Origin of the sequence: Blautia glucerasea (assembly GCF_020537505.1) — a bacterium.
Classification (GTDB): Bacteria; Bacillota; Clostridia; order Lachnospirales; family Lachnospiraceae; genus Blautia_A.
In genome coordinates this window covers 169568-192615 of the sequence record NZ_JAJBMO010000007.1, presented here as the reverse complement: position 1 = coordinate 192615, position 23048 = coordinate 169568, and the positions used below count along the sequence as shown (strand labels likewise).

20 protein-coding genes are annotated in these 23048 nt (G+C 41.2%); 2 read left to right on the top strand and 18 right to left on the bottom strand.

The features are described 5' to 3' along the window. Positions 1-25 precede the first annotated feature (25 nt). The 3 genes from LIQ05_RS08510 to LIQ05_RS08500 are packed head-to-tail and all read right to left on the bottom strand — an operon-like array spanning position 26 to position 2325. Positions 26-868 carry a 4Fe-4S binding protein gene (locus LIQ05_RS08510; RefSeq protein WP_226819918.1) on the bottom strand — a complete coding sequence of 281 codons (843 nt, stop codon included), beginning with the start codon at positions 866-868 and terminating at the stop codon, positions 26-28. Between the two features lie 7 nt (positions 869-875). Continuing rightward, positions 876-1025, bottom strand: a complete 150-nt coding sequence (locus LIQ05_RS08505) for a CD1871A family CXXC motif-containing protein (RefSeq protein WP_226819892.1) — start codon at positions 1023-1025, stop codon at positions 876-878. Between the two features lie 4 nt (positions 1026-1029). Next, complete coding sequence (locus LIQ05_RS08500) at positions 1030-2325, bottom strand: TlpA family protein disulfide reductase (protein WP_226819891.1); 1296 nt, start codon at positions 2323-2325, stop codon at positions 1030-1032. Between the two features lie 141 nt (positions 2326-2466). Here LIQ05_RS08500 and LIQ05_RS08495 point away from each other — a divergent pair, with 141 nt between their 5' ends. Together LIQ05_RS08495 and LIQ05_RS08490 are read left to right on the top strand one after the other, a co-directional pair. Beyond that, the gene (locus LIQ05_RS08495) at positions 2467-3141 is read left to right on the top strand and encodes a response regulator transcription factor (RefSeq protein WP_226819890.1); all 675 of its coding nucleotides are present in this window, start codon (positions 2467-2469) and stop codon (positions 3139-3141) included. After that, entirely contained in the window at positions 3138-4304 is a 1167-nt protein-coding gene (locus LIQ05_RS08490; RefSeq protein WP_226819889.1) for a HAMP domain-containing sensor histidine kinase, read from the top strand. The genes LIQ05_RS08495 and LIQ05_RS08490 overlap by 4 nt, the downstream gene beginning before the upstream one ends. A gap of 69 nt (positions 4305-4373) precedes the next feature. Here the strand turns inward: LIQ05_RS08490 and LIQ05_RS08485 are convergent, their stop codons facing one another. From LIQ05_RS08485 to LIQ05_RS08415, 15 genes are all read right to left on the bottom strand, one after another. After that, a complete protein-coding gene (locus tag LIQ05_RS08485; RefSeq protein ID WP_226819888.1) occupies positions 4374-5618 on the bottom strand; it encodes a response regulator transcription factor in 1245 nt (414 codons plus the stop codon). Further along, positions 5590-7392 carry a cache domain-containing sensor histidine kinase gene (locus LIQ05_RS08480; protein WP_226819887.1) on the bottom strand — a complete coding sequence of 601 codons (1803 nt, stop codon included), beginning with the start codon at positions 7390-7392 and terminating at the stop codon, positions 5590-5592. The genes LIQ05_RS08485 and LIQ05_RS08480 overlap by 29 nt, the downstream gene beginning before the upstream one ends. A 33-nt stretch (positions 7393-7425) precedes the next feature. After that, the gene (locus tag LIQ05_RS08475) at positions 7426-8049 is read right to left on the bottom strand and encodes a hypothetical protein (RefSeq protein ID WP_226819886.1); all 624 of its coding nucleotides are present in this window, start codon (positions 8047-8049) and stop codon (positions 7426-7428) included. Between the two features lies 1 nt (position 8050). After that, positions 8051-10060: a beta-galactosidase gene (locus LIQ05_RS08470; RefSeq protein WP_226819885.1), complete on the bottom strand. Its 2010-nt coding sequence runs from the start codon at positions 10058-10060 to the stop codon at positions 8051-8053. A 10-nt stretch (positions 10061-10070) separates the two neighbouring features. Next, the gene (locus LIQ05_RS08465; protein ID WP_226819884.1) at positions 10071-10910 is read right to left on the bottom strand and encodes a carbohydrate ABC transporter permease; all 840 of its coding nucleotides are present in this window, start codon (positions 10908-10910) and stop codon (positions 10071-10073) included. Positions 10911-10918: 8 nt separating this feature from the next. Next, entirely contained in the window at positions 10919-11794 is an 876-nt protein-coding gene (locus LIQ05_RS08460) for a carbohydrate ABC transporter permease (protein ID WP_226819883.1), read from the bottom strand. Between the two features lie 131 nt (positions 11795-11925). Further along, positions 11926-13230, bottom strand: a complete 1305-nt coding sequence (locus tag LIQ05_RS08455) for an ABC transporter substrate-binding protein (RefSeq protein ID WP_226819882.1) — start codon at positions 13228-13230, stop codon at positions 11926-11928. A 314-nt stretch (positions 13231-13544) separates the two neighbouring features. Next, positions 13545-14111: a M15 family metallopeptidase gene (locus tag LIQ05_RS08450; RefSeq protein WP_226819881.1), complete on the bottom strand. Its 567-nt coding sequence runs from the start codon at positions 14109-14111 to the stop codon at positions 13545-13547. A 114-nt stretch (positions 14112-14225) separates the two neighbouring features. Beyond that, positions 14226-15632: a YfcC family protein gene (locus tag LIQ05_RS08445; RefSeq protein WP_226819880.1), complete on the bottom strand. Its 1407-nt coding sequence runs from the start codon at positions 15630-15632 to the stop codon at positions 14226-14228. Between the two features lie 450 nt (positions 15633-16082). Further along, a complete protein-coding gene (locus tag LIQ05_RS08440; RefSeq protein ID WP_226819879.1) occupies positions 16083-16343 on the bottom strand; it encodes a carcinine hydrolase/isopenicillin-N N-acyltransferase family protein in 261 nt (86 codons plus the stop codon). Next, positions 16285-16680, bottom strand: coding sequence for a hypothetical protein (locus LIQ05_RS08435; protein WP_226819878.1), 396 nt, complete (start codon positions 16678-16680; stop codon positions 16285-16287). The genes LIQ05_RS08440 and LIQ05_RS08435 overlap by 59 nt, the downstream gene beginning before the upstream one ends. Before the next feature lie 215 nt (positions 16681-16895). Next, positions 16896-18953, bottom strand: a complete 2058-nt coding sequence (locus LIQ05_RS08430; protein WP_226819877.1) for a beta-galactosidase — start codon at positions 18951-18953, stop codon at positions 16896-16898. Between the two features lie 77 nt (positions 18954-19030). Further along, positions 19031-19867, bottom strand: a complete 837-nt coding sequence (locus LIQ05_RS08425) for a hypothetical protein (RefSeq protein ID WP_226819876.1) — start codon at positions 19865-19867, stop codon at positions 19031-19033. A gap of 324 nt (positions 19868-20191) precedes the next feature. Continuing rightward, positions 20192-20689 (bottom strand): GNAT family N-acetyltransferase, encoded by a 498-nt coding sequence (locus tag LIQ05_RS08420; RefSeq protein ID WP_226819875.1) that lies wholly within the window; start codon positions 20687-20689, stop codon positions 20192-20194. A gap of 355 nt (positions 20690-21044) precedes the next feature. After that, the gene (locus tag LIQ05_RS08415) at positions 21045-23012 is read right to left on the bottom strand and encodes an oleate hydratase (RefSeq protein ID WP_226819874.1); all 1968 of its coding nucleotides are present in this window, start codon (positions 23010-23012) and stop codon (positions 21045-21047) included. Positions 23013-23048: the final 36 nt, after the last annotated feature.

Here is a 23048-nt window from a genome sequence, read left to right as displayed (position 1 = left end):
AAAACATACATAAAGTGAATCCCTATTATCTCTTGCACCCACTCGCAATGGCGTGTACCGGACATGCCTGCTTACAACGTCCGCAACGGATACATTCCGGACTGTTGGGGTTTTCCACAGGATTGACCTCCATCTGGCAAGCCTTTGCACATTTTCCACAGCCAACGCATTTCTCCATATCTACCCGGTAACGGTAAATGGAAACCTTATTGAATACGGAATAAAACGCGCCAAGCGGACAAATATAACGGCAAAATGGTCTGTAAATGATAATGGAAAGAACAATTGTCACGATTAGAATTGTGTTTTTCCATATATACAGCCAGCCAATGGCACCGCGCATCGCCTTGTTCAAAAGTACCAGCGGCAGTCCGCCCTCCAACGTTCCGGCCGGACAGATCAGCTTACAGAAATAGGGCGCTCCCTGCCCCATTATGTCTGTGAGAAACAGGGGAAGCAGAATTACAAACACTAGAAAAATCACGTATTTCAGCTTTCGAAGAAGTTTGTCTCCTTTGAAGGTACGAATTTTCTTTGGAAAAGGAATCTTATTCAGCAGATCCTGGATCAGTCCAAACGGACAGAGAAATCCGCACACCAGTCTTCCCAGGATCGCTCCTACAAAAATCAGAAATCCGATTACGTAGTAGGCAAATTTAAAGTTCCAGCTTCCAACCACGGCCTGTAAGGATCCAATTGGACAGGCTCCTGCTGCCCCGGGACATGAATAGCAGTTCAGTCCCGGAACACAGGCATTTTTCAGCTTTCCTGTATATATTTTTCCAGTTACAAATCCGGATATATGGGAATTTGTAAGTGCTGCCCAGAGTGCCTGTATGGTATGTCTGGGCCAGTTTTTTATGTTCATTTTCTTATCATCCAATTCCAATACACTCCATACAGATATTTACAGCTTTTGTAAAAACAACTTCCATTTCACCCCGGTAAATACCAAAGGCCATCATCAGAATCCCCACCGCTGCAAGGGCGATTCCTGTCCATTTGGACTCGGCGATTTTTTTCATATGCTTATTCTCCTGCTTTGATATTTTCCAGGGCATCCTCTACAGCTGCTTTCCAGTCTTCCAGACTTCTGCTGCCCATAATCGGATCACCTACAATGTTTCCATCTTTATCTACAAAGAAGGATTCCGGGAAACTGCTGAGACCGCTGATACGTCCATTCATGTTTCCTGCATCTGGAATCAGAAGAGGATAGGTAACTCCTGTTTTTTCCTTGAGAATCTGAGCCTTTTTCACAATATCTTCATCTGTTGTTCCGTCCTCGCCTACAGAATCGATAACCATTCCTACTACGCCCACTCCCTTTTCCTTCATTTCCTGATAAAGCTTGTCAAGGTCTGGCATTTCATTTACACATGGAGAGCACCAGGTTGTAAAGCAGTTTACAAGAGTCAGGTCATAGTCGCTGAATACTTTTTCTGTATAAGCATTTCCATCAATATCCGTTGTCTCAAATGCACCTACATTTTCTGCATCCGGGTTGGCATTTTCTGCTGGCATATCAAATACGGATTTATTTGGATCAAATGCTGTCATTTCTGTAATTGTAGTCTCGATTTTTTCAATCTCATCTGTTAAATCAGATTCAGCATCTTTATTAATGCTGAGATAGTACTTATAATTTCCATCCTCGCTGGTTCCCAGCTCTTTGTGCTCGTTACAGCCTGTGATGGAATCCAGATCATCGATCACATCCTTGCTGTAAACACCAAGTGTACCAACTCTTTCGATGCTCTTAAGCCAGTCCTCATAGCCGGTTCCAAGAAGGTTTACATCTTCGTTTTTCTGCTCCTCAGTAAGCTTATTCCAGTGGAAAAAGGCATACTTGAAGCCGGTCATGTCATCATTCCATTCTTCCTCTGTGATCATAAGCATATCGGAGTTTTCTATCTGTTTCTTCAGTTCTTCCGGAAGGACTGCCTTTAAGCCAAGGAATGGGAAATCGTAGGAATCCTGCACCTTCATATTGATATCTGCTGCTTTTACTGTTTTTTTCACAGGCGTGCCATCTTCAGAGAAAACAGCTGTCTCAGAATCGTCACCTGATACCACTACGCCTGCTTCGTCTGCAGAAACTGCTACACCGGCCTCGTCTGCTGATACTGCTGCGCCGGCCTCATCTGCTGATACTGCTGCGCCAGTTGCATCCGCAGGTACGCTCATGCCTGCTGCATCTGCCGGAACTGCCATGCCAGCTTCTTCTGCTGATACGCTTTCAGCCTTGATCATAGCCGGATTGAAAGATGTTGCGGTCAGAACTCCTGCTGCCAGAATTGCCATAAATCTTTTTTTATTCATCATTTTTATTTTTCCTTTCAACGTTTTTTATTTGTCTGAACGTATTTTAACATCTTTCCTATAAAATCTGTGTTAAGATTTTTATTTTTTTTAAAATATGATAAAATATTAGGAGACAAAGACATCATTATAAAAGGAGACAATATGCACATTTTAATTATAGAAGACGAAGAACAGCTCTGCCGCTCTGTTGCGGAGGGACTTCGCATAGATGGTTATGAAACAGATATCTGTTTCGATGGAGACGAAGGGCTTTGCCTGTGTATGACAGAAAATTATGACCTGATCCTGCTGGATCTAAATCTTCCCGGAACGGACGGTCTGGAAATCCTCCGCCAGTTCCGGGAGCACAATACCAATACCCCGGTTCTGATCCTGTCCGCCCGTGATCAGATTGAAGATAAAGTAAACGGTCTGGATCTGGGAGCCAATGATTATCTTACCAAACCCTTTCACTTTCAGGAGCTGGAAGCCAGAATCCGAAGCCTTACCCGGCGGAAATTTGTTCAGGAGGATGTATGCCTGAAATGGAATCAGCTTACCTTTGATACCAGAACAAGAGAAACCTCTGTAAATGGAGTGCCGATTTCCCTTACCAGAAAAGAAAGCAGCCTTCTGGAATATTTCCTGCTCCATCAGAACCGTGTAATTTCACCGGAAGAAATGATTGAACATATTTGGGACGGAAGCGTAAATACCTTCAGCAATTCCATCCGTGTGCACATTTCATCTCTTAGAAAAAAACTAAAGACTGCAATTGGATTTGACCCTATTCAGAATAAAATTGGCCAGGGCTATATATTGGAGGAATACAGATGATAAAAAAACGTTTCCACACCTCACTTCAGCTGAAACTCACTTTATTGCTGTCCTTACTGATGATCATCTCCTGCGTTCTTATGTATTTTTTCATCAGTCATTCCGCCGTATCGGGAATGGACGGATTGCAGAATTACATGATCAAGGTGGATCCCCAGGATGGAGATTCCCCCATTACCTTTAATGTAGATCCCAAAGCCCTTTTTCCTCAGTTTGAGCAGGAAATCCAGGAAACCAAAGAGGCTTTTCTTCTCCGAAGTGTTATTGCAACCACGATCATTATTCTTCTTTCCAGTGTGTGTACTTATTTTCTTACGAAAAAGACCCTCACACCACTGCAGAAGCTAACCAACGAAGTCAGTCAGATTCAGGCTCAGAACCTTTCCACTCAGCTGGCAGTTCCCAATTCAAAGGATGAAATTGCACAGCTGACCAGCTCTTTCAATGAAATGCTGGCCAGGCTGGACAATGCCTTCAGTACACAGAAACAGTTTTCTGCAAATGCCGCTCATGAGCTGCGGACACCACTAGCAGTATTGCAGACCAACCTGGAAGTTTTCGAGAAAAAGCAGGAACCGGAAATGATTGAATACAGACGGCTTTTCACCATGATTAAAGAACAGACAGCAAGGCTTTCCCAGCTGGTGGGAACTCTTCTTGACATGACAAATCTGAAATCTGTTCCACGTACAGATCAGGTTACACTGGAAGAGCTTGTAGATGAGGTTTTCTGCGACCTGGACCCAGTTGCAGAAAAAGCAGGAATTTCCATTCATTTTAATGACAGCGCCAGTCAGGATTCGCATACCGATGTCACCGGCAGCTATGTACTTCTTTATCGTGCAGTCTACAATCTGGTGGAAAATGCCATTAAATATAATCGCCCCCATGGTTCAGTTTCCGTTTCTGTGAAACAGGAAAAAGGGCAGGCTATGGTCCTGGTAACAGACACCGGCATCGGTATTTCACCTGAAAATCAAAAAAAAATCTTTGATCCTTTTTTCCGTGTAGACAAGTCCCGCAGCCGGGCCATGGGAGGTGCCGGACTGGGGCTGGCGCTGGTTGACTCCATTGCCAAAGAGCACGGGGGAACCGTAAATGTGCTGGAAAGCAGCGAAACAGGCAGCACGATAGCGCTTATGCTGCCTGTGGAGAATTCCTGAATATGTCTTTACACGCATATGTCTTGCCGCATAATTAAATTCTTGTGGCAAGACATATGTTTTTCCCCTCTATTTCTTCCCTTCTTTTTCCTTTGACAGCGAATGTCCGTAAATCTTCTTATAAAGATTATAAAGATAATGCCAGTCCGAATATCCAACCAGTTCTGCAATTTCGTATATTTTCAAATCACTGTTCAGATAAAGATTTCTGGCCTGTTCCATTCTCTGTTTGGTAATATAATCTACAAATTTAACTCCTGTACTTTCCTTAAAAATTTTACTGAAATAGTTTTTACTCACACCAATTTTTTCAGCTACCATCTGCAGGGAAAGCTCTTTATTCCCAAGATTTTCACCAATATAATTCAGTGCCTGCACCATCTCTCTTTTCATTGAACCGGAAATATCCAGTGCGCCGGAAAAACGAATCTTGTTTACTTCAGAATCTGCTGTTGCACATAGCTCCACTGCCAAAGCATAGCTTCGATTCAAAGCTTCTGCTCCCTGCACCAGATTACTGATACCTGCTACAACTTCAATCTGATAATACAGCTTCAGGAACGTAAATCCTGAATTCAGCTTGTTATAAATCCCATCAATAAAACAGCTGTTTTGCTCAAGAATTTCTGTTTTGCAGCAGATAATTGCATATTCCTTGTAATTAATCCGATAGAGAAAACATTCATACTCCGTTCCCATAACCTCTTCCAGCACGTTTCCAATGGAAAACTGCATAAGACTCAGGTCGTCCCCAAACACTCTCACCAGACAATCCTGATATTTCGTCAATCGGACACTGGCAATTGCATACTCCGTTGTCTCCAGTTCCTGCCATTGCTCCTCTGAAATTCCGTATTTCTCCCTGGAAACCTTTTCTCCCTGAAGAAACCTTTCCAATATTTCTTTTTTAGAAATAGCCTGAACTGCCTTTTTCTTTGTTTCTTTTTTCTTTTCCAGAACTCTTTGTACTGACTCCAAAATGTCTGTTGGCATCATAGTTGGTTTAAACAGGTAATCCTCTGCACCAAGCTGCATGGCACTGCGCACAAGCTCAAACTCATTAAAGCTGCTAAGAACAATTGCTGCTGGAGACCAGCCATTCTGATAAACCTTTTCCAACAACTCCAGACCTGTCATTGACGGCATACGTATGTCTGTCATCAACACATCTACTGTACGTTTTTCCATAAATTCCAGTGCTTCTTTTCCGCTGGATACCTGATGAACTTCCACTCCATGCTCGGCCCACGGAATCGTATTTGCCACGGCCTGCCTTGCATAGGCTTCATCGTCTACGATCAGTAAGACTTTCATCTGCTGCTTTTCCTCCCTCAACAATCGGAAATACTATTGTCACACGGGTCCCTTCTCCTATTACACTATAAATCTGCATTTCTGATTCTGTTCCAAAATTAAGCTCCAGTCTGTCTTTTATATTATTCAGGCCTATTCCCGTAAGCTTGTCAAAGCCTTCATACTGAAAGCCACGGCCATTGTCATACACGGAAATCTTCATATGTCCCTTATTTTTCTTACATGTAACTGTAATTACATTTCCCTCTCCGCTATTGTCGAAAGCATGAATCAATGCATTTTCCACAATTGGCTGCAATAACATTTTCAGCACCAGACACTCTCTGCAGTCATCTTCAATCTGATATTTGACAACAACACTGCTGCCATACCGCATGTTCTGAATATAAATATAGTCCTCAATAAACTGGATCTCTTCTCTAAGTGCGACCATATCCAGGGTGTTTTTACAGCTATATTCCAGAATTTTTGTCAGCGCCACAATACTGTTGGCAATATCCATCTGACTCTGGGAAATGGCCTGCCACTTAATGGTATTTAAAGTGTTATAAAGAAAATGGGAATTGATCTTTGCATTTAACGCCATCATTTCCATTCTGGTTTTTTCATGCTCTTTCTGAATATTTTCTTTCATCAGAACATCCACTTCCAGAATCATGGTGTTAAAACTTTCCACTAATTCTGCCAGATCTTTGTTATCTGGCTTTTCTACCTGAATATTAAAATTTCCCTGACTGACTTTTCCCATACTTTTGATCAGGCCTGCAATGGGCTTTGTTATGCTGTGGGATAAGCTGAGAGACAATCCGAGAGCACATAACAGACAGATTACAAATACCAGAAGCCAGGTATTCTGAATCTTTCCCAGCTCCTCCCGAAACATGACATCACTGTTCACCTGAATCAGATACCACTTTTTATTAAACAGGGCAACCTTTTTAATCAGACTTTGTTCTCCATTATTTTCTTTTTTATAATCTGCGTTGACTTTCTCCCAAAGACCACCCAGATTATAACTTCCGTAAACAACATTACTGGCCTTTTTCCCTATATCTGCGGAATCAGGAGCATAAATCAGATAATCGTTTTCATCTACAATAAAAGAAAAATCACTCTGGGTCATTTCCAGCAATTCCACTGACTTTCTGATCTTTTCATAGGGAATATCCATCTGGATCAGTCCGATTGCACCACTTTGTGTATATCTGTTCAAATAAATCAGCAGACTGACCATATAGGGAGCTTTATCTCCATTTCCGCGGTATCTGTAAGCTGCCCTGTGAGGTGGGAGAATCACTGTTTTCCCTTGCTGGTCCCTGGACAAAGGCTCTGCCAGCTCCTCTTTATAAACCTCTTCATTCCACTCGCTGTTGGAACTGAAACCATTTCCATCAAAATCCAATATATAAATATTGTCTATAGTATCATTTGAGATGCAGATATTTGTAAGCTGAGATGTTATTTTCCGATACAAAAGCAAACGGTCATATGTACTTTTTTCCGAATAATTTTCAAATTCAGAAGACAAAACTGCAAGCCCCAATACCTGATCCGATACCGTATCAATCTGACGCAGAATATTATTCACATTGGCAGTCATATTTTTACGGTTGTTTTCCTGAAATATGGCCACCTTTTCACGATAAAACTCTCTTGTATAGTTATAATAAAAACCCAGAATGATCAAACTGGACAAAACAGGCGTAACTAACATCGCAATTGCCATTTTCTTTTGTATGGAAATTGTTTTAAATTTACCAATCCATTTTCTCATTCCGGGTCACCTTCCCTTTTTATGTTATTATTGTCAGAAATTCCCATCTTTTATTATAACATGACAGGACAAATCATAAAATTCTTTTTCCAGATTCTTTTTTACCTTTTCTAAATCCTCCCAGTCATCACCATACCGGCCAGATGTGGTCAGTATCTTTATTTTATTCTCTCTTACCACCAGAATACAATTGAAGTACAGCTTTCCCTGATTTGTTACCCACAAAAGGTAGGTACCATCTTCCTGAATCCATTTTTTCAATGGCTGGAAAATATGCCTAGGAAAATCACTTCTCCGGATCACCTGTATTCCATCTGTTTCTTCCAGTGCCCGATATTGATATTCCAGATAATCATCAATATCCCAGTCATAAACCTCTTCTGCCTGCAGCTTTTTATCGTAACAATCCATTGCAGCTTCTGTATAAATCCGTACTTCATCTATCGCTGGAAAAGCCTCTAATAATCCTTTCGGCTGCTCCAGGGACTTTGAATCCAGCATAACCTTTTCACCATTCTGGGTAACTGCCCGAAGTCCCTCTGCCTTTTGCAAAATATGAAGAATCTTTACAGGAGGACAATACAGATCCAGAATCTCCTGAAGATGAGTCCAAAGCTCTGGTTTCAGGCATTCTGCAGATATATTTTTATCAACCATTTCAGTGCTCCTCCTTTTTTACTTTCCAGATTTGAATTTCAAATGGACGAAGTGTCACATTCAAACAATCAGTTACTGTTTTATTAGCATGGCTTTGCATATCTGTAAATTTTCGTCTTCCTCGGAAATCTATCGACGCTTCTTTGGACTTTTCTGAAGTATTTGCCACAAAAATTAGGATGGCATTATCACATTCTCTTCTGTAAACAGCCAATTCACAATTTGTACTGCTGTACTCTGATCTTGGAAGATTTTCCAATAATAGTTCTTTCGGATTTACCACCGTTTTTACTGTGCTTTCCTCTTTTAATAAGGTACACCCGTTCCCCCGCCTGTCAATTTCCGGTACAGTTGGTCCCAGATATAGCTGTTTTCCTGAAAGTCTGGAAAAATCCAGCAATTTTTTCTGAATCCATGGCTCCATAAAATTATAGGAAGCTGCAAAAACAACATCATACTGAGCCAGCTTTTCCTGTGTAACATAGCAATCAGACATATCATATTCAAACCCATTCTGATCAAGAGTTTCCATAATTTCCTGTACCCACATTTCCCTGTCATATCCGCCAGTACAGCTGTCTATATTCAGTTTTCCGGCATAAGCTTCAGCTTTCCACAGGCTTCCTGGTATGTCTGTTCCTTTTATGAAACAGTTGGAGGAAAACATATTTCGGTTTCTCGTGGACACAAGAGCCCGCAAACGACCCATATCATAATTTTTCAATACAAGAATTCTGGCATTTCTGCTATATGTATTTAACTCTGAATCCTTCAACAGACTTAGCAAATCCAGAAACATTTTGTACCATTTCTCCCGGATAGTGCCATCATTTCGAAGCGGGCAGCCAGTCCAACGGTCACGGTCAGCAAGCATATAAAAGTTTACTGCCTTCATTCCATTCATGAACGCATACAAATAGCCAAACCTTTCCTCTTCCGGACTAAGCAGCTGTTCCCTGTCGAACCAGGAACCGGAACCAAATTCGGGTACAAATGGAAGTTTACTGCTTCCTGCAAGATAGCGGATTCTTTCCTTCAGCATCGAAGTATCACCTGGATCCGGATATGCGTCAATTCCGGCCACTGAGAGACCTGGAATCTCCTCATCACGCTGCACGGAAATTGGTGTGTAATTCTGGTAAGCACAGTTATGAAAAATTGGAATCGGAAGTTCAAGCTCTTCCAGAATCTCAACCATTTTTCGCAAAGCTTCCAGGATCTGATATTCTTTGTATTCCAGCCAGTCAAAATAATACTCCAGATTTTCATCTTTCTCCTGGTAGCCTGCAGGAGGACATATTTCTTCAAATTTCTTATACTTGGAATGATAAGTTTTATTCAGCTTCTCAATTTCCTTATATTTTTCTTCCAGAAATCTGTAATATTGCTGAACCGATTCCTCAGAATAGTCCATAATATATGGCTGATCTCTGAAAAAATTGCAGGTCTCATTATCTGCCTGAATTGCAATGATTCCACCTTTCGGATAGCAATGTTTTTTCAGAATTTCTGCAAAACTTTTGAAATAGTGTCTTGTCTCCTCATACAGTTTTGAGCTTGCATAGGATGGAATGGGAAATGCACCTGTTACATAAGGATATACTACAGAAGTACCCAGCGGTGTCTTTGCCTGTATTTCCGGCATTCTGAGAAGCCACTGTGGATAACCAAACCAGGTCATCTCCGCATTGATGTGGGGTCCCGGTCTTACGATTACATACAGTCCAACTTTTTCGCAAATATCCAAAAATTTATTCAAATCTTTTCTCGGGTCTTTTTTCCCATAATCAAACTCATTTCTCTCCGGCTCATGTACCCCCCATGGAATATATGTTTCTACGATAGAAAATCCCATATTCTTTGCATTGATCAGCGCTGTTTCCCATGTTTCAGGAGCCATTCTCCAATAATGGATGGAGCCGCTATACAACGGAATTTCTTTTCCTTCTTTCTCTGACTGAGAACCTTCCAGATAAATTCCATTTTGTGTAAATCTTACATTTTTCTTCATATTAGTACCATTATCCTTTCACTGCACCTGCTGTCATTCCGGCAATAACCTGTTTCTGGAAAAACAGATACATAATAACAACCGGAACTATGGAAATTACAAATCCGGCACACAGGAGACCATATCGTGTAGCATAGGAACCCTTTAATGCAGAAATCGCAAGAGATAAAGTTTTCTTTTGCGGAGATGAAATCAGAACAAGTCCCATAAGCAAATCGTTCCAACAGTTCAAAAACGCCAGAGTGGCAACCGTAGCAATTCCAGGCTTTGCAATTGGGAAAATAATGCGTAGGAAAATCTGACTTCTGGAACATCCGTCAATCGTAGCAGCCTCATCCATTTCTCTTGGAATGCTGTCAAAAAATCCATTCATGATATACATGCTAAGAGATATATTAATTGCCGTGTACATCAGAACTAGTGAAAATAAATTATCTGTTAATCCGATTTTTTTGAAAATCAACACAGACGGAATCAAAAGTGCATGGATTGGAATCATAATTCCCAGTGAAAAATATGTGGAAAGAAATGTATTTTTCCATACCCTGGTAAGAATATAACAACCCATAGATGTAATAATGATCAAAATTACCAGTGTAGTAAGGCAAACGATCATACTATTTAAAAAATTTCGGCCTACATCCGCACCAGCCCACACTTCTTTATAATTTTCAAAAGCAATTTTTACTGGCAATCCAAACGGATCTCCAAAAATAGAATTATTATCTTTAAAAGAAGAAATCAGCACCCATATAAACGGATATAACGATACAATCGCTACCAGTATCAGAAACAAATATTTAATCACAGTCGTTACCTGATATTTCCAGGATTTACGAAAAAATCTCATGGCTCCTCCTATCTTTTCTCCCGCCAGGCAGAAATTGTATTAAATAATACGGTAATTACAAGAGACAGCAATACAATTGTCACTGTAATCGCACTTCCAGTTCCAAAATCTGAGTTTACAAATGCTGTTTTATACATGTAAACCCCAAGATATGCTGACCTCACACCAGGTCCGCCTCCTGTCATGATCCAGGAATGTTCAAAGGCTTTCAGAGAGCCTGTCACACACAGAATTACACATATATTTGTAAAATTCGCGATTTCAGGCAAAACAACATGGAAAAATGTCTGAGTTCTGTTTGCCCCATCAATCTGTGCACTCTCAGAAAGCTCTTCCGGCATGGACTGCAGCGCTCCTAAAAATATGGTTACGTAAAGTCCAATGTACTGCCAGACCTGAGGTACCATTACTGCATATAAAAGTGTATGAATATTGGAAAGCCAGTTTGTTGCAAATCTTCCCAGACCAATTGCCTCCAGAACCTTGTTGAATATGCCAATCTCACTGTTGTAAAAAAGAGAAAACATCAGGGAAATAGCCACTGGAGCGATAACAACCGGAAGGAAAAAAATCGTGCGGAATATTTTCATACCTTTTACTTTTGAATATAAAAGGTATGCAAGAAGAAGTCCTACCGGAATCTGTATACATAAACTGATCACAACCAATTTGATGGTATTCCAGAAAGTGATCCAGTAATCGCTGTTTGAAAATAGTGCTTTGAAATTATCTAAACCCACAAAAACCTTTTCCGTTACTCCGTTCCAGCTTGTCAGACTGTAATACGCAGACTGAACCAGCGGAACAAACAGAAATATGGTATAAATCAAAAATACCGGAAGTAAAAATCCTATACATACAGGAACTTTTTTGTATTTATTCATAATGCCTCCTCATCTATACCGCAACGCCTGAAGATATCATGTGCTTTTGGGCGTAAAAAGGCTGCCGCTTTTAATCATTCCTTCGCGGCAGCCTTTTATCAACATTACTTATCCTTTAAAGCAGCTACCGTTTATTTCTCTTTATCCAGTACTGCCTGTACCTTATCAACGAATTCCTGTCCGGTCAGTGCATTGATAAACAACTCATCAAGACTGGAATCCATCATGGTAATTGCTTCTGCGCTTGGCATTGTAGTATAGTGAACCTGAACAAGAGTTTTATCAGCCGCATAATCAAGTGTTTTCTGCATGATCAGTTTCTGGGAGTCTTTGTTAACTTCTACTTTTTTGCATGGGATCATTCCGCTCTCTGTAAGAGATTCTGTTAACTCATCAGAAGCAAGCATATCGCATACTTTCAGGATAGCATCATGTTTTTCCGGATCCTCATAGGAAGCTTTGTTGATCATAAATCCATATACAGTAAATCCTGTCTCAATTGTTGCAGGATCAATTGTTGCACCTGGCATCTGCGGGATTGGAATAATGTCACTGCATTCCTGAATATCATCCGGGATTGACTCATACATCCATGGATAGGTATAAGTCATAGCTGCTTTTCCATCTGTATAAAGCTGAAGGCTTGCAGACCAGCCACCGTTTGCCATTGTATCTTCCGGAAACAGCTTGTTGTCAATCATATCAAGAAGAGTATCTGCGACCTTTACTGCATTGTCAGTGTTAAAGTTTCCACCAGAAGCAAGTGCTGCAATCTCATCTGCGCCGCCTTCATACTGATTGTAAAGTTCACTATAGAAGAACTCTGAAGGTGTTCCGCCGTTGCTTCCGATCGCCATTGGAATAATTCCATTTTCATTAAATACTTTTCCAACTTCTAACAGCTCATCGTAAGTTGTTGGGTATTCCAGATTATACTGCTCAAAAAGAGTTTTGTTTGCCAGGAGAACACCTCTTGTGGACTCAATCGGAATACCGTATGCATTTCCATCTCCTGCAATATAGTAATCAAATGCTCCATCATCGAAATCTTCTTTTGCTACGCTTTCACTATCTGCAAAGTAATCATCTACATTAAGAAGCAATCCAGCGTCAACCATATCTTTCATTATGCCGCCGCCCCAGTATGTAAATACATCGGGAAGATCTCCGGATGCTGTCTGGGTTTTGATCTTCGTCTTGTAATCCTCAGTGCTGTATGTCTGAAGGGTAATGTCCATTGTATCAGCATTTTCTTCCTGGAATTTCTGGAAAACAGGATAGAAATAATCGTATTTAGAATCGCCTTCGCCCCAGTTTGTAGCCACAACAACGGAAACCTTATCATCAGCCTTAACTTCCTGTCCGCCATAAACAGCCAGACCGCCAGCACACATAACAGCTGCCATACTTAAAGAAACAAGTTTTTTTCCTTTCATTCTGCTATAACCTCCCTGAAATTTTCGTTCTTTTTTTCGCGTTTTCTATTTAAGATTTACCGGTATCTCTCTTTGATGTACCTATTATTACAGAAAATTGAGTTTTTTAAAATACGAATATTTTCCTTGAAATGTTATAGATTCTTACACTTTGTATGATTTTTCTACAAAAATAGCCAGGGGATGAGGCTTTTTGTAGTGACTATCCCTGGCTTTTTTGACATCTTATTAATATTTACAATAGGTCTATAGACCAGCTTACTTTCTGGCAACTGCTTTGTTTTACCCTTTTAATGGAATCTCATATTCCAAAACTATATTTCATAATCCGAAAACGGCGCTGGTTCCGCAGACACGTCATAGAAATGCCACCATTCGCATTCGTACGCCAAAAATCCAACAGATTCCATTACTTTTTTCAGATATTCACCATTTCTTCTTCCGATTTTTGAATGACCGGAAAAGTTCAGGGCTGCGCGTTCGTCCATAGTGTCAAATGGAGATGGCATTTCGATTTCGTTGCCTTCTTTATCAGTTAGTGTGACGTCAACACACATTCCGTTCATATGAGTAGGACGGAATTTCTTAATTTTCGTCATATCCGGCGGACGGGCAATGAAATCATCATTTGGCATGATCTCCCAGAATCGCTTCTGCGCACGAATTGGACGATAAGCGTCCCAGATTTTCACCCGATAGCCATCTTTTTCGAAAATTTCCTTCGCTTTTATCAGAATCTGCGCTGTGTGTTCATCCAGCCAGCAATCCGCAGACTGGTATACCTGCACGCCGGTGAAATTGTGTGGCGTGGCATATTTCAGGTCGATGATGAAATCGGAAGACAGGTCCGTAAGTTTAATTAAGTTTCCTTTTCTTTCCATTAGACTTACCTTTTCAGAACAGTTACCTTTATGTTTTTAAAGTTCACTGGTTATCAAACAATTAATGTTCTTGAAGCTTTTCCTTGAAGTTCCAGAGCGTGTTTGAAAAAGGCTCTAGAACCCAATTCCAGTTGCAATCCCCAACAAAATCGCCTGTGTCACAAACAAGATCAGAAACAGCGGCGTAAACCACTTATACCATTTCTGCAGGGAAATTCCACCCAGGCCACAGATGATAACGATATCTGCCGTCGGCCAGAAAATATTGGAAAGTCCGTCGCCAAACTGGAATGCAAGAACTGCTGTCTGTCTGCTCACACCAATAATATCTGCCAGCTGTGCCATGATCGGCATGGTTGCAGAAGCCTGACCTGTTGCAGATGGTATGAAGAAGTTGATCAGAGTCTGTACTACAAGCATTACCTGTGCAGAAACTGCATGAGGCGCATTTTTCAGCACATTTGACAAGCCGTAGATAACAGTATCCATAATTTGCGCATCCTGCATAACAACTGTGATAGCTTTCGCAATACCAGTCAGGATACATCCCCACATTGCAGTCTTTGCGCTGTCAATAAACTCACTGCACCATTTATTCGGAGACCACTTACAGATTGCTGCAGCAATCATGGACATAAGAAGGAACAAGCCACAAAGCTGCGGGAAATCCCATCCCCATTTGATCAGACCCAGCATAAGAACAAACAGCACTACAAGGACATCCAGAAGAACCAGACCATCTTTTAAGGTAAAGCTATATTCATTTAACTCATCTCTGTCAAAGGCATGAATGTTTTTTTCACCAAATACAACGGATGCACCTGGATTTTTCTTAATTTTCCGCCCGTAAACCATTACATAGATAATGGAAATTGCCATGAAGATCACGAAGCAGATTGCACGGTATCCGGTTCCGGAATAAAGCTCTACACCTGAAATTGTCTGGGCAATTCCTACAGAATATGGATTCAGTGTCGCGCCCATAAATCCAACAAACTCTCCAACTGCAATAATGGCAAATCCGAACATTGCATCATATCCAAGTGCAACTCCCAGACCTACGATCAATGGATAAAATCCATAGAATTCACTTGCCATACCAAACACGGAACCGCCCAGTCCGAAGATCATCATAATGATTGGAACAAGCAGAATTTCTTTTCCCTTCAGTTTCTTTAAAATGGTTCCGATTCCTGCATGAAAAGCACCTGTTTTCACCACAACACCGAAGGTTCCGCAGCAGCAGAGGATCATGAAAATTACATCAGCAGCCTCCACGCAGCCTCGATACAGTACACTGAAAAATCCAAGGAATCCGGTTGTGGTAACTTCGGATTTATCAATTGTGTGATAAGTTCCATCAATGGCTACATTTCGAATTCTTCCATTGATGTTCATTTCCTGATAATCGTAGGTTCCGGATGGAATGATCCATGAAAGAATCGCCACCAGAAGTACAACGGATGCTACGATGATCAGGGTGTCTGGCATTGCCAGTTTTCTTTTTCTCTTTCCCGTCATAAATGACTCCCCCTTTAGATAGATGGATTATAAAAACTATTCGCTTTGCCTGAAGAGTTTTACACTTTTTTCTTATGTATACCTCATACATTTATCCACTCCGCAAACAGCAATTATAAATTCATAATACACTTCGTATACTGTGGAGTCAATTAAAATTAACGTGTTAAAGCGTTATTTTTCAGACTAAGTTGATATATTGCTTTGAATTTATAGACAAATTTAACTAACATTCCAGTCAACGCCGTAACGAGATTAATATTTCAAATAATCAAAATGCCCCGCCAGGGGAAATGATGAATTTTCCTTTGGCGAGGCATTAAAAACCTTATATTGAACTGCTAGAGCATGTCTTTCTCTTACTTTAAGACTACCGGATCATGTTTGAAAACGGCTCTATGTTATTATTTTAATGTAATCGTGTTATCCTTCAGATTATATCCGATCACATCATCCCAGTTTCTCCGAAGGGCGATCTCTGCCGCTTGTAGCAAACATGTCATACTGGTTCAGAAGCTCTACGGCTTCTTCTGTAGTTGCCGCGCGGTCCAGAATCAAACGGATCACAAGCGTAGTTCCGATCACCGGCTTGCCTGTATTCTGGTGAAGCGGTTCGCTGTCCAAAGTAAGGACTGCAATTGATACCCCTTTTTCATTCATACCATCCAGGCAGATAAATGGTGCTGTTAATGTGGCAAGCTTTTTCTTCATACTCGCATCCGGAATATTTGCTGAGATATTGTCCAATGCTGCAAAAGCCACGGATTTGTATCCCCTTCGGTTCACAGTAAACCAGCATTGCGGAAGTATCCCGTTTGAAATCATAGTTTCTTCCCATCAGCACATTTCCGTCTGCTTCCTGCAGGGTAAAAGCACTGCAGCCAAAGTCCGGTGCTTTAATATGTACTGGCAAGATAGGAAGTGCCTCTTTCACAATGGCATCAACAAAGCTCTGGTTATCTGTTATGCCGTATTCGATCAGCTGATCCAGATCATAATCATATTCCACATCCATGCGATACAGATTGTACTCATCGTAATCTGTCACTTTCTGAATACTACTTATGGTTTACTTGTTTTTCTGTTGAATTAACCTATTTTATCCATAACCTAGCCATGGCGCGTTTAAAGAAACTGAAATCAAACGCGTTCTATGAATTTGGCTCACTACCTTATAAACAACAAAGAGCCGGATTTCTCCGACTCTTCGTTTAACTATTTCTGATTTATTTAATTTCAAATTTTCAAAAACATTTTCCTGTTTCATTCCAAAACTTCATAAACTATTGTCTCATACGGTTTCATGCAAATTTCACCATTTGCAATTACATTATCATATAAGGACCGCATCTGCTTTTTCAGCACAATTTTTTGTTCTGAACCCATATAGTTCAGGACAAAGAAGTATTTCTTATTTCCTTTCACACGCTGAATGACTTCCACCTCCTGTGGAGCTTCAAGCATAGCCTGGAATGGTTCCAGAATTCCTGTGTATTCTAACAGCACCTTCATGTTTTCTCTGGAAAAAGTACTGCCAAAATGAATTGCATATCCCTTTCCTGTATTCTTTCTGATTACGGCTGGTTTTCCTGCGTAATAGCTATTGTCGTAGAAAGCCAGAGTTTCTCCCTCCTCTGCAGGCTCCATAATGTCGTTAAATATTGGCATGTCAATCGTCTGACCGTCCCAGTTGGCGATGACAGACGGCTCTGCTGGACTTGTGAATGTAAAATCTCTAACATCTGAACCAGTAATTTTCTGCAAAAGTCCGGGCTGCGGAAGCATAACACATTTGCCATTTTCCTGCTTATATCCGGAACGGCAGCCTATGATCAGGATTCCGCCATTTGCTACATATTCTTTAAGTAAAGCAGCTCTTTTTCCCGTCATGATAACAGGATGTGCATAGATGAGCATCGGATATTTCTGCAATTCCTTTATATCTGTCTCCTCGTTCAGATATAATGTATTATATGGGGTGTGATAAATTTCAGAAGCAATGAAGATTTCTTCTGAGCTCTGCGCTTCCACCCTTTTATGCCATACATCTACATTAGTATCCCACATATTGTCGTAGTCTTTTAATACTCCAAACGCAGCTGTATAACCCGCTCCGCAAACTTCATCCAGACACTTTAATTTATTATAAAAGTCTTTTACCTCTGCCAGCTTACGGTTATCCCGATTGTCATAATCCAAAATTCCATGCCAGTACATTTCTGTACTAAAAGTACAGGTTCTCCACCTGAAAAAAGAAATATAATCTGCGCCATGGGCTACACTCTGCATTGCCCAAAGTGTAAGCTGACCAGGTCTTGGTGCCGGACCTTCCATTCTTGTAGTCCATCCACCTGCCCCGGACTGCTGCTCCATAATACCAAAATGAGGACATATGGAACGTACTTCCGTTAGATTTTTACTCCAATGACGGTCATTCAGGTCTTTCGCGGTCTTCGGATCTCTGTTCAACCCAAATGCAAAGCTTGGATAGGAATCATATGTATAAACATCTAGGCATTCCTCTGCCATCTTGTGATTATCCAGATTCCAGAACATACCATTTGTGGTGATATAGTCTCCGGCTTTCTTATACTTCGAGATTATTTCTGCCTGCATTTTACAGAAAGAAATTGTACTTTCTGAAATGAAGCGATAATAATCCAGCCTGAGATGTGGATTGTAACCATTATTTAACACCGGTCGCGGAACATAAATCTGCTCCCAGTCCGTATAGGTCTGATTCCAGAAAACAGTTCCCCATGCCTCATTGAGATTATCCAAAGTTTTATATTTCGCTTTAAGAAAAGTTCGAAAAGCAACTGAATCTGCCTCTGAATAAAATTCATCCACCTCACAATTCAGCTCATTGTCAATCTGCCACCCCACAATCGCCGGATGTTTGCCGTAATGCTGCGCCAGCTTTTCTACGATCCTTGCAGATAATTCTCTATATTTTGGTGAATTGTAATTATAATGTCTTCTGGCTCCATGACGATAGGGAACTCCATCCTGACGGCAATTTAAAACTTCCGGGTATTTTTCCGTAAGCCATGCTGGCGGTGTAGCTGTAGGTGTTCCAAAAATCACCTGCATTTCTTCCTGTTTACATAACTCCAGAAATTCATCCCAGAAATCAAAGGTAAAAACGCCCTCTTCCGGCTCCACTTTGTTCCAGCCAAACTCTGCCACACGGATCACGGTAATCCCTGCCGCCTTCATTCTCTGTAAATCATCCTGCCACAGTTCTCTACTCCAATGCTCCGGATAATAACAGGTTCCCATGGTCATTTCTTTCCATTGAAAATTTTGTGGTTTTCTCATATTCTGCTCCTTTTTAATTCATTTCTTTTGAAACAAAGAGCCAGAATTCTCCGACTTTTCGCTTACTTTAATTCACTTTATTTTATTCCGTATTCTTCCATCAACTTTTCACAATATCCTGGATCATCCAACGCAAGTTGTAAGTCAGCCATTCGACCAGAAGCCAACAATGTTTTCGTTAAAGCAGTCATTCTGGCTCTACCTTCTTCTCTACCTTTCTCTTCACCAACCTTCAATCCATCATCATAAATCATCTGACCTAATCTTGTCATCGCCACAACCTCCTTTATCTCTTCCAAATCACTTCCCTGCAAAAACTTATCCGCCATTGTATATAATATTGCTACGGTCTTTTCTGCGGTTACTCTGGTATCCTGTTTTGCAAGCAATATCGCTGTTTTTATTGTATCTTTCCTGCCTTGTCCGCTGCTCATCAATGGTGTTAAGGACAGCTTCGCATAGTCCTCATCTGTAAAGCCTTCTCCCTTTCTGCTCTTTTCCTGCAAATAGTGAAAAACTTCATCCGCGCTCTTCTGTGTCAAAAATATAGGAGATATTTTGTATGAGTAAGTTCCACAATCCAATGTATCTCTGGCATTTTTAATGCCGCCAGAATAAATCACATATGTAAGCACCTTTTTCCCTGTTTCATGAGAAAAAACAGCTTCATATGCATGGAATCTTCTCAGATCATCTTCCCCGGAATCCGTGGTCTGAAACTCCACATGGATATAAAAATCTTCTATCGTCAGAAACGTAAAATCCATAAACATGGAATGAATGGTTAATTCCACAAGCTCTGTAGGTCCGATATCCACATAGTCGTAATCAATTCCCAGCATCTTCAGTATCTGATCACGAAAATACCGAAAACCCATTTTCATGATCGCGTCTTCATGTTTTATGTTTGACATGAGCATTTCCCTTCTTTAGATTCAGTATAGTCATCTCATGTACTTTGGTATTTCTTCTGACTGTATTTTTATTTTTGAAAAAAATCTTTTCATTTTATCTTATGTGGGAAATAAACTTCAGTCCACGCCACCTTCTCTCTGCCTTTATTTCTTATAGTTTATCAAATCACTCTCGAAATTACTATACTAATTTCCATTTTTATAAACTTTTCATAATTTTATATTTTTTTAGCAGCAACACTAATTCTATAACAAAATAACACAAAATTATATATTACATACGATTATACGCACTATCTAATAACAATATAGACTTATATTTTATCATAGTTCAATATAATACGGACAGATATCCTCATACTCCCCATTTTTCAGCCTGAACCCTCCCGGAATCACACCCAGCTGGCGAAATCCAACTCTCTCATAAAGATGTCTTGCATGAACATTGCTCGCCACAACTGCGTTAAACTGCAGTACACGGAAACCATGCACTTTTCCCTGGGCTACGCAATCTTTTACCAGCTTTTCTCCAATATGAAGTCCGCGGCTACCGCGAGATACGGCGTAGCTGGCGTTGCAGATGTGTCCGCAGCGGCCTACATTGTTCGGATGAAGAATATATAATCCCAAGACCTGTCCGTTCTCCCTGTTCTCGGCTACCGCCGTATAAGTCTGCGCTGCGAAAAACTCCGCGCCGGTTTTCTCATCCAGACATTCTTCCTGTGGAAATGCCACGCCATCTTCCACAACCTCATTCCAGATGCGGATCATAGCTGGAAGATCTTTTTCCTCGTATTTTCTTACGATAATTTTGTTTTCCATAATAGTTCTCCTCAATTTCACTTTATCGTTTCATTTGTTGTTACTGAGGGTGCTTTAATTAAAAAGGCACTATCATTTTGCAAAAATTATATGCAAAAATGTGCAAGAAAACAATCGTATTTTTTTATGATTGTTTTACACATATTTTTTCAATTTTCAATTGTTTTTATGATTATTTTCATTTGTTATATCAATTAAAAAGATGTCGGTGTCAAAAGCCCCCGACTATGATACCTACGGATTGTTTCGTGCGTTGCACTCCCACAATCCTGGTATCTTAAAAACTGAGCAAAACAAAGAGCCGGATCACTCCGACTCTTCGCATGTTTCAACATATATAAATTTTTACTACCGCTTATTTCTCAACCATATAATCCTTAATCACATCATGGTCTCTCAGTACCTTCTCCACTAATGTTCCCTTAATTGCTTTCAGCAGAGGTTTTTTCACCAGATTCAGCGGTCCAGGAAGCTCGATTTCAAGTGGTGAACGGCCATCCATAAGTTTTACGCTGGCATCGAGGAGTTCTCGTACGTCATAAACGCTGCCCCATACTTCCGGAACGCCACGGTCTACGCCCATAAGTCCGTATACTGCTTCCATTGCGGTACGAACAGAATATTCTGTGGTGAATATAGTGTCTCTTGGAGTCTCAGCGAACTGGCCAAGGAATGCGAAGTTCACGCAGCCATCCGGGATAACGTCCGGTCTGTCGCCTTTGGCTCTTGGCATGAAGAATGCAGTGATGTATGGCATCATGGTCGGTACGCAGACTGCGCTGTTTTCAGCCAGATCCTCGATCTGATCAGCCGGTACACCCATGTGGTACAGCCACTCTTCGGTAATTTCCTTACCGGTACACTCTTTCATCGGTTTCTTTACATAATCGCCAGGTACATCTGTGAAAAGACCATATACCCAGACGCAAACCTTATCTTTGTCCTGATCCTTGAACTGACCCTGACGGTTGATGGTCCAGCTTAACAGCCAGCTGGAATCCTGGCAGCTTACAATACCGCCGGTAACAACCTTTCCGCTCTTCGGATCTCGCTTGCAGATGTCGGTAATATAAGGAATGATCTTGTCATCCAGTGTGGTAACAGTTGCAGATTCCCAGTTAGTCTTCGCGATATCAGAACAGAATTTCTCCGGATGTCCGAAGGACGGATCCTGTTTTGCAATATTTTTCCAAAGGCTCCAGCAGCCGCTTGTACGAACCTCAGCATCTCCATTTGGAGCATGGTTCTGGTCACCGTAGATGGTTCCCTCTGTACAGCTTCCGTTGGTAACAAATACATAGTCATTCTCAGTAAGAAGGATTCCCTTCTCAACACCCTTTACCTTGCACTCAATAGCAGTTGCCACTTTTTTACCATCGTGAATATCGAAGATTACATTGGTAACCTCTGTGTTGAACTGGAAGTCAACACCTGCATCCTCCAGATATTTCTTCATTGGAAGGATCAGGGACTCATACTGATTGTATTTGGTGAATTTCAGAGCACTGAAATCCGGAAGTCCGCCGATATGATGGATAAAACGCTGGATATAAAGCTTCATCTCCAGTGCGCTGTGCCAGTTTTCGAATGCAAACATGGTTCTCCAGTATAACCAGAATGTGGAATTCAGAACCTCGTCATCGAATACATCCTCGATGGTCTTGTCATAAAGATCCTCATCCTTTGTAAAGAACAGCTTCATGATCTCCATGCAGCCCTTCTGGCTCAGGTTGAATTTGCCATCTGTGTGGGCATCCTTGCCCTGATTTACAGTGGCGCGGCAAAGGGAGTAGTTCGGGTCGTGCTTGTTCAGCCAGTAGTACTCATCCAGTACAGATGCACCTGGTTTCTCCAGAGATGGAATGCTGTGGAAAAGATCCCAGAGACATTCGAAGTGGTTCTCCATCTCACGGCCGCCTCGCATTACGTATCCTCTCATCGGATCAAAAATACCGTCGCATGCGCCGCCTGCAATGTCCATTGCTTCCAGAATATGGATGTGGTCACCAGGCATCTGTGCGTCTCTTACCAGGAAGCAGGCTGCTGCCAGGGAAGCAAGTCCGCTTCCTACCAGATATGCGTGCTTGTCATCTACGCCTTCCGGTTTCTCCGGGCGGGCGAATGCTTCGTAGTTACCGTTTGTATAATAAATGCCCTTGCTGTTTTTCTCGTTTTTGCCACGCTCTGTATTGCGGTAATTCGGGTCTACGTGTGCTTCTGTGATCCGTTTCTCCTCACGGCTTTTATTTGCCAGAACTGCTGCTCCTGCACCTGCTGCGGCAAGTGCTGCCATACCTAATACGGAATGTTTCTTCTTTGACATAAAAATTACCACCTTTCTGAAATTTGCCGTTGCATT

What these genes read in the sequence shown, in the direction of transcription:
- LIQ05_RS08510 (WP_226819918.1), bottom strand. Translation starts at nt 868, where the DNA reads ATGAACATAAAAAACTGGCCCAGACATACCATACAGGCACTCTGGGCA.
- LIQ05_RS08505 (WP_226819892.1), bottom strand. Translation starts at nt 1,025, where the DNA reads ATGAAAAAAATCGCCGAGTCCAAATGGACAGGAATCGCCCTTGCAGCG.
- LIQ05_RS08500 (WP_226819891.1), bottom strand. Translation starts at nt 2,325, where the DNA reads ATGATGAATAAAAAAAGATTTATGGCAATTCTGGCAGCAGGAGTTCTG.
- LIQ05_RS08495 (WP_226819890.1), top strand. Translation starts at nt 2,467, where the DNA reads ATGCACATTTTAATTATAGAAGACGAAGAACAGCTCTGCCGCTCTGTT.
- LIQ05_RS08490 (WP_226819889.1), top strand. Translation starts at nt 3,138, where the DNA reads ATGATAAAAAAACGTTTCCACACCTCACTTCAGCTGAAACTCACTTTA.
- LIQ05_RS08485 (WP_226819888.1), bottom strand. Translation starts at nt 5,618, where the DNA reads ATGAAAGTCTTACTGATCGTAGACGATGAAGCCTATGCAAGGCAGGCC.
- LIQ05_RS08480 (WP_226819887.1), bottom strand. Translation starts at nt 7,392, where the DNA reads ATGAGAAAATGGATTGGTAAATTTAAAACAATTTCCATACAAAAGAAA.
- LIQ05_RS08475 (WP_226819886.1), bottom strand. Translation starts at nt 8,049, where the DNA reads ATGGTTGATAAAAATATATCTGCAGAATGCCTGAAACCAGAGCTTTGG.
- LIQ05_RS08470 (WP_226819885.1), bottom strand. Translation starts at nt 10,060, where the DNA reads ATGAAGAAAAATGTAAGATTTACACAAAATGGAATTTATCTGGAAGGT.
- LIQ05_RS08465 (WP_226819884.1), bottom strand. Translation starts at nt 10,910, where the DNA reads ATGAGATTTTTTCGTAAATCCTGGAAATATCAGGTAACGACTGTGATT.
- LIQ05_RS08460 (WP_226819883.1), bottom strand. Translation starts at nt 11,794, where the DNA reads ATGAATAAATACAAAAAAGTTCCTGTATGTATAGGATTTTTACTTCCG.
- LIQ05_RS08455 (WP_226819882.1), bottom strand. Translation starts at nt 13,230, where the DNA reads ATGAAAGGAAAAAAACTTGTTTCTTTAAGTATGGCAGCTGTTATGTGT.
- LIQ05_RS08450 (WP_226819881.1), bottom strand. Translation starts at nt 14,111, where the DNA reads ATGGAAAGAAAAGGAAACTTAATTAAACTTACGGACCTGTCTTCCGAT.
- LIQ05_RS08445 (WP_226819880.1), bottom strand. Translation starts at nt 15,632, where the DNA reads ATGACGGGAAAGAGAAAAAGAAAACTGGCAATGCCAGACACCCTGATC.
- LIQ05_RS08440 (WP_226819879.1), bottom strand. Translation starts at nt 16,343, where the DNA reads ATGAAGAAAAAGCTTGCCACATTAACAGCACCATTTATCTGCCTGGAT.
- LIQ05_RS08430 (WP_226819877.1), bottom strand. Translation starts at nt 18,953, where the DNA reads ATGAGAAAACCACAAAATTTTCAATGGAAAGAAATGACCATGGGAACC.
- LIQ05_RS08425 (WP_226819876.1), bottom strand. Translation starts at nt 19,867, where the DNA reads ATGTCAAACATAAAACATGAAGACGCGATCATGAAAATGGGTTTTCGG.
- LIQ05_RS08420 (WP_226819875.1), bottom strand. Translation starts at nt 20,689, where the DNA reads ATGGAAAACAAAATTATCGTAAGAAAATACGAGGAAAAAGATCTTCCA.
- LIQ05_RS08415 (WP_226819874.1), bottom strand. Translation starts at nt 23,012, where the DNA reads ATGTCAAAGAAGAAACATTCCGTATTAGGTATGGCAGCACTTGCCGCA.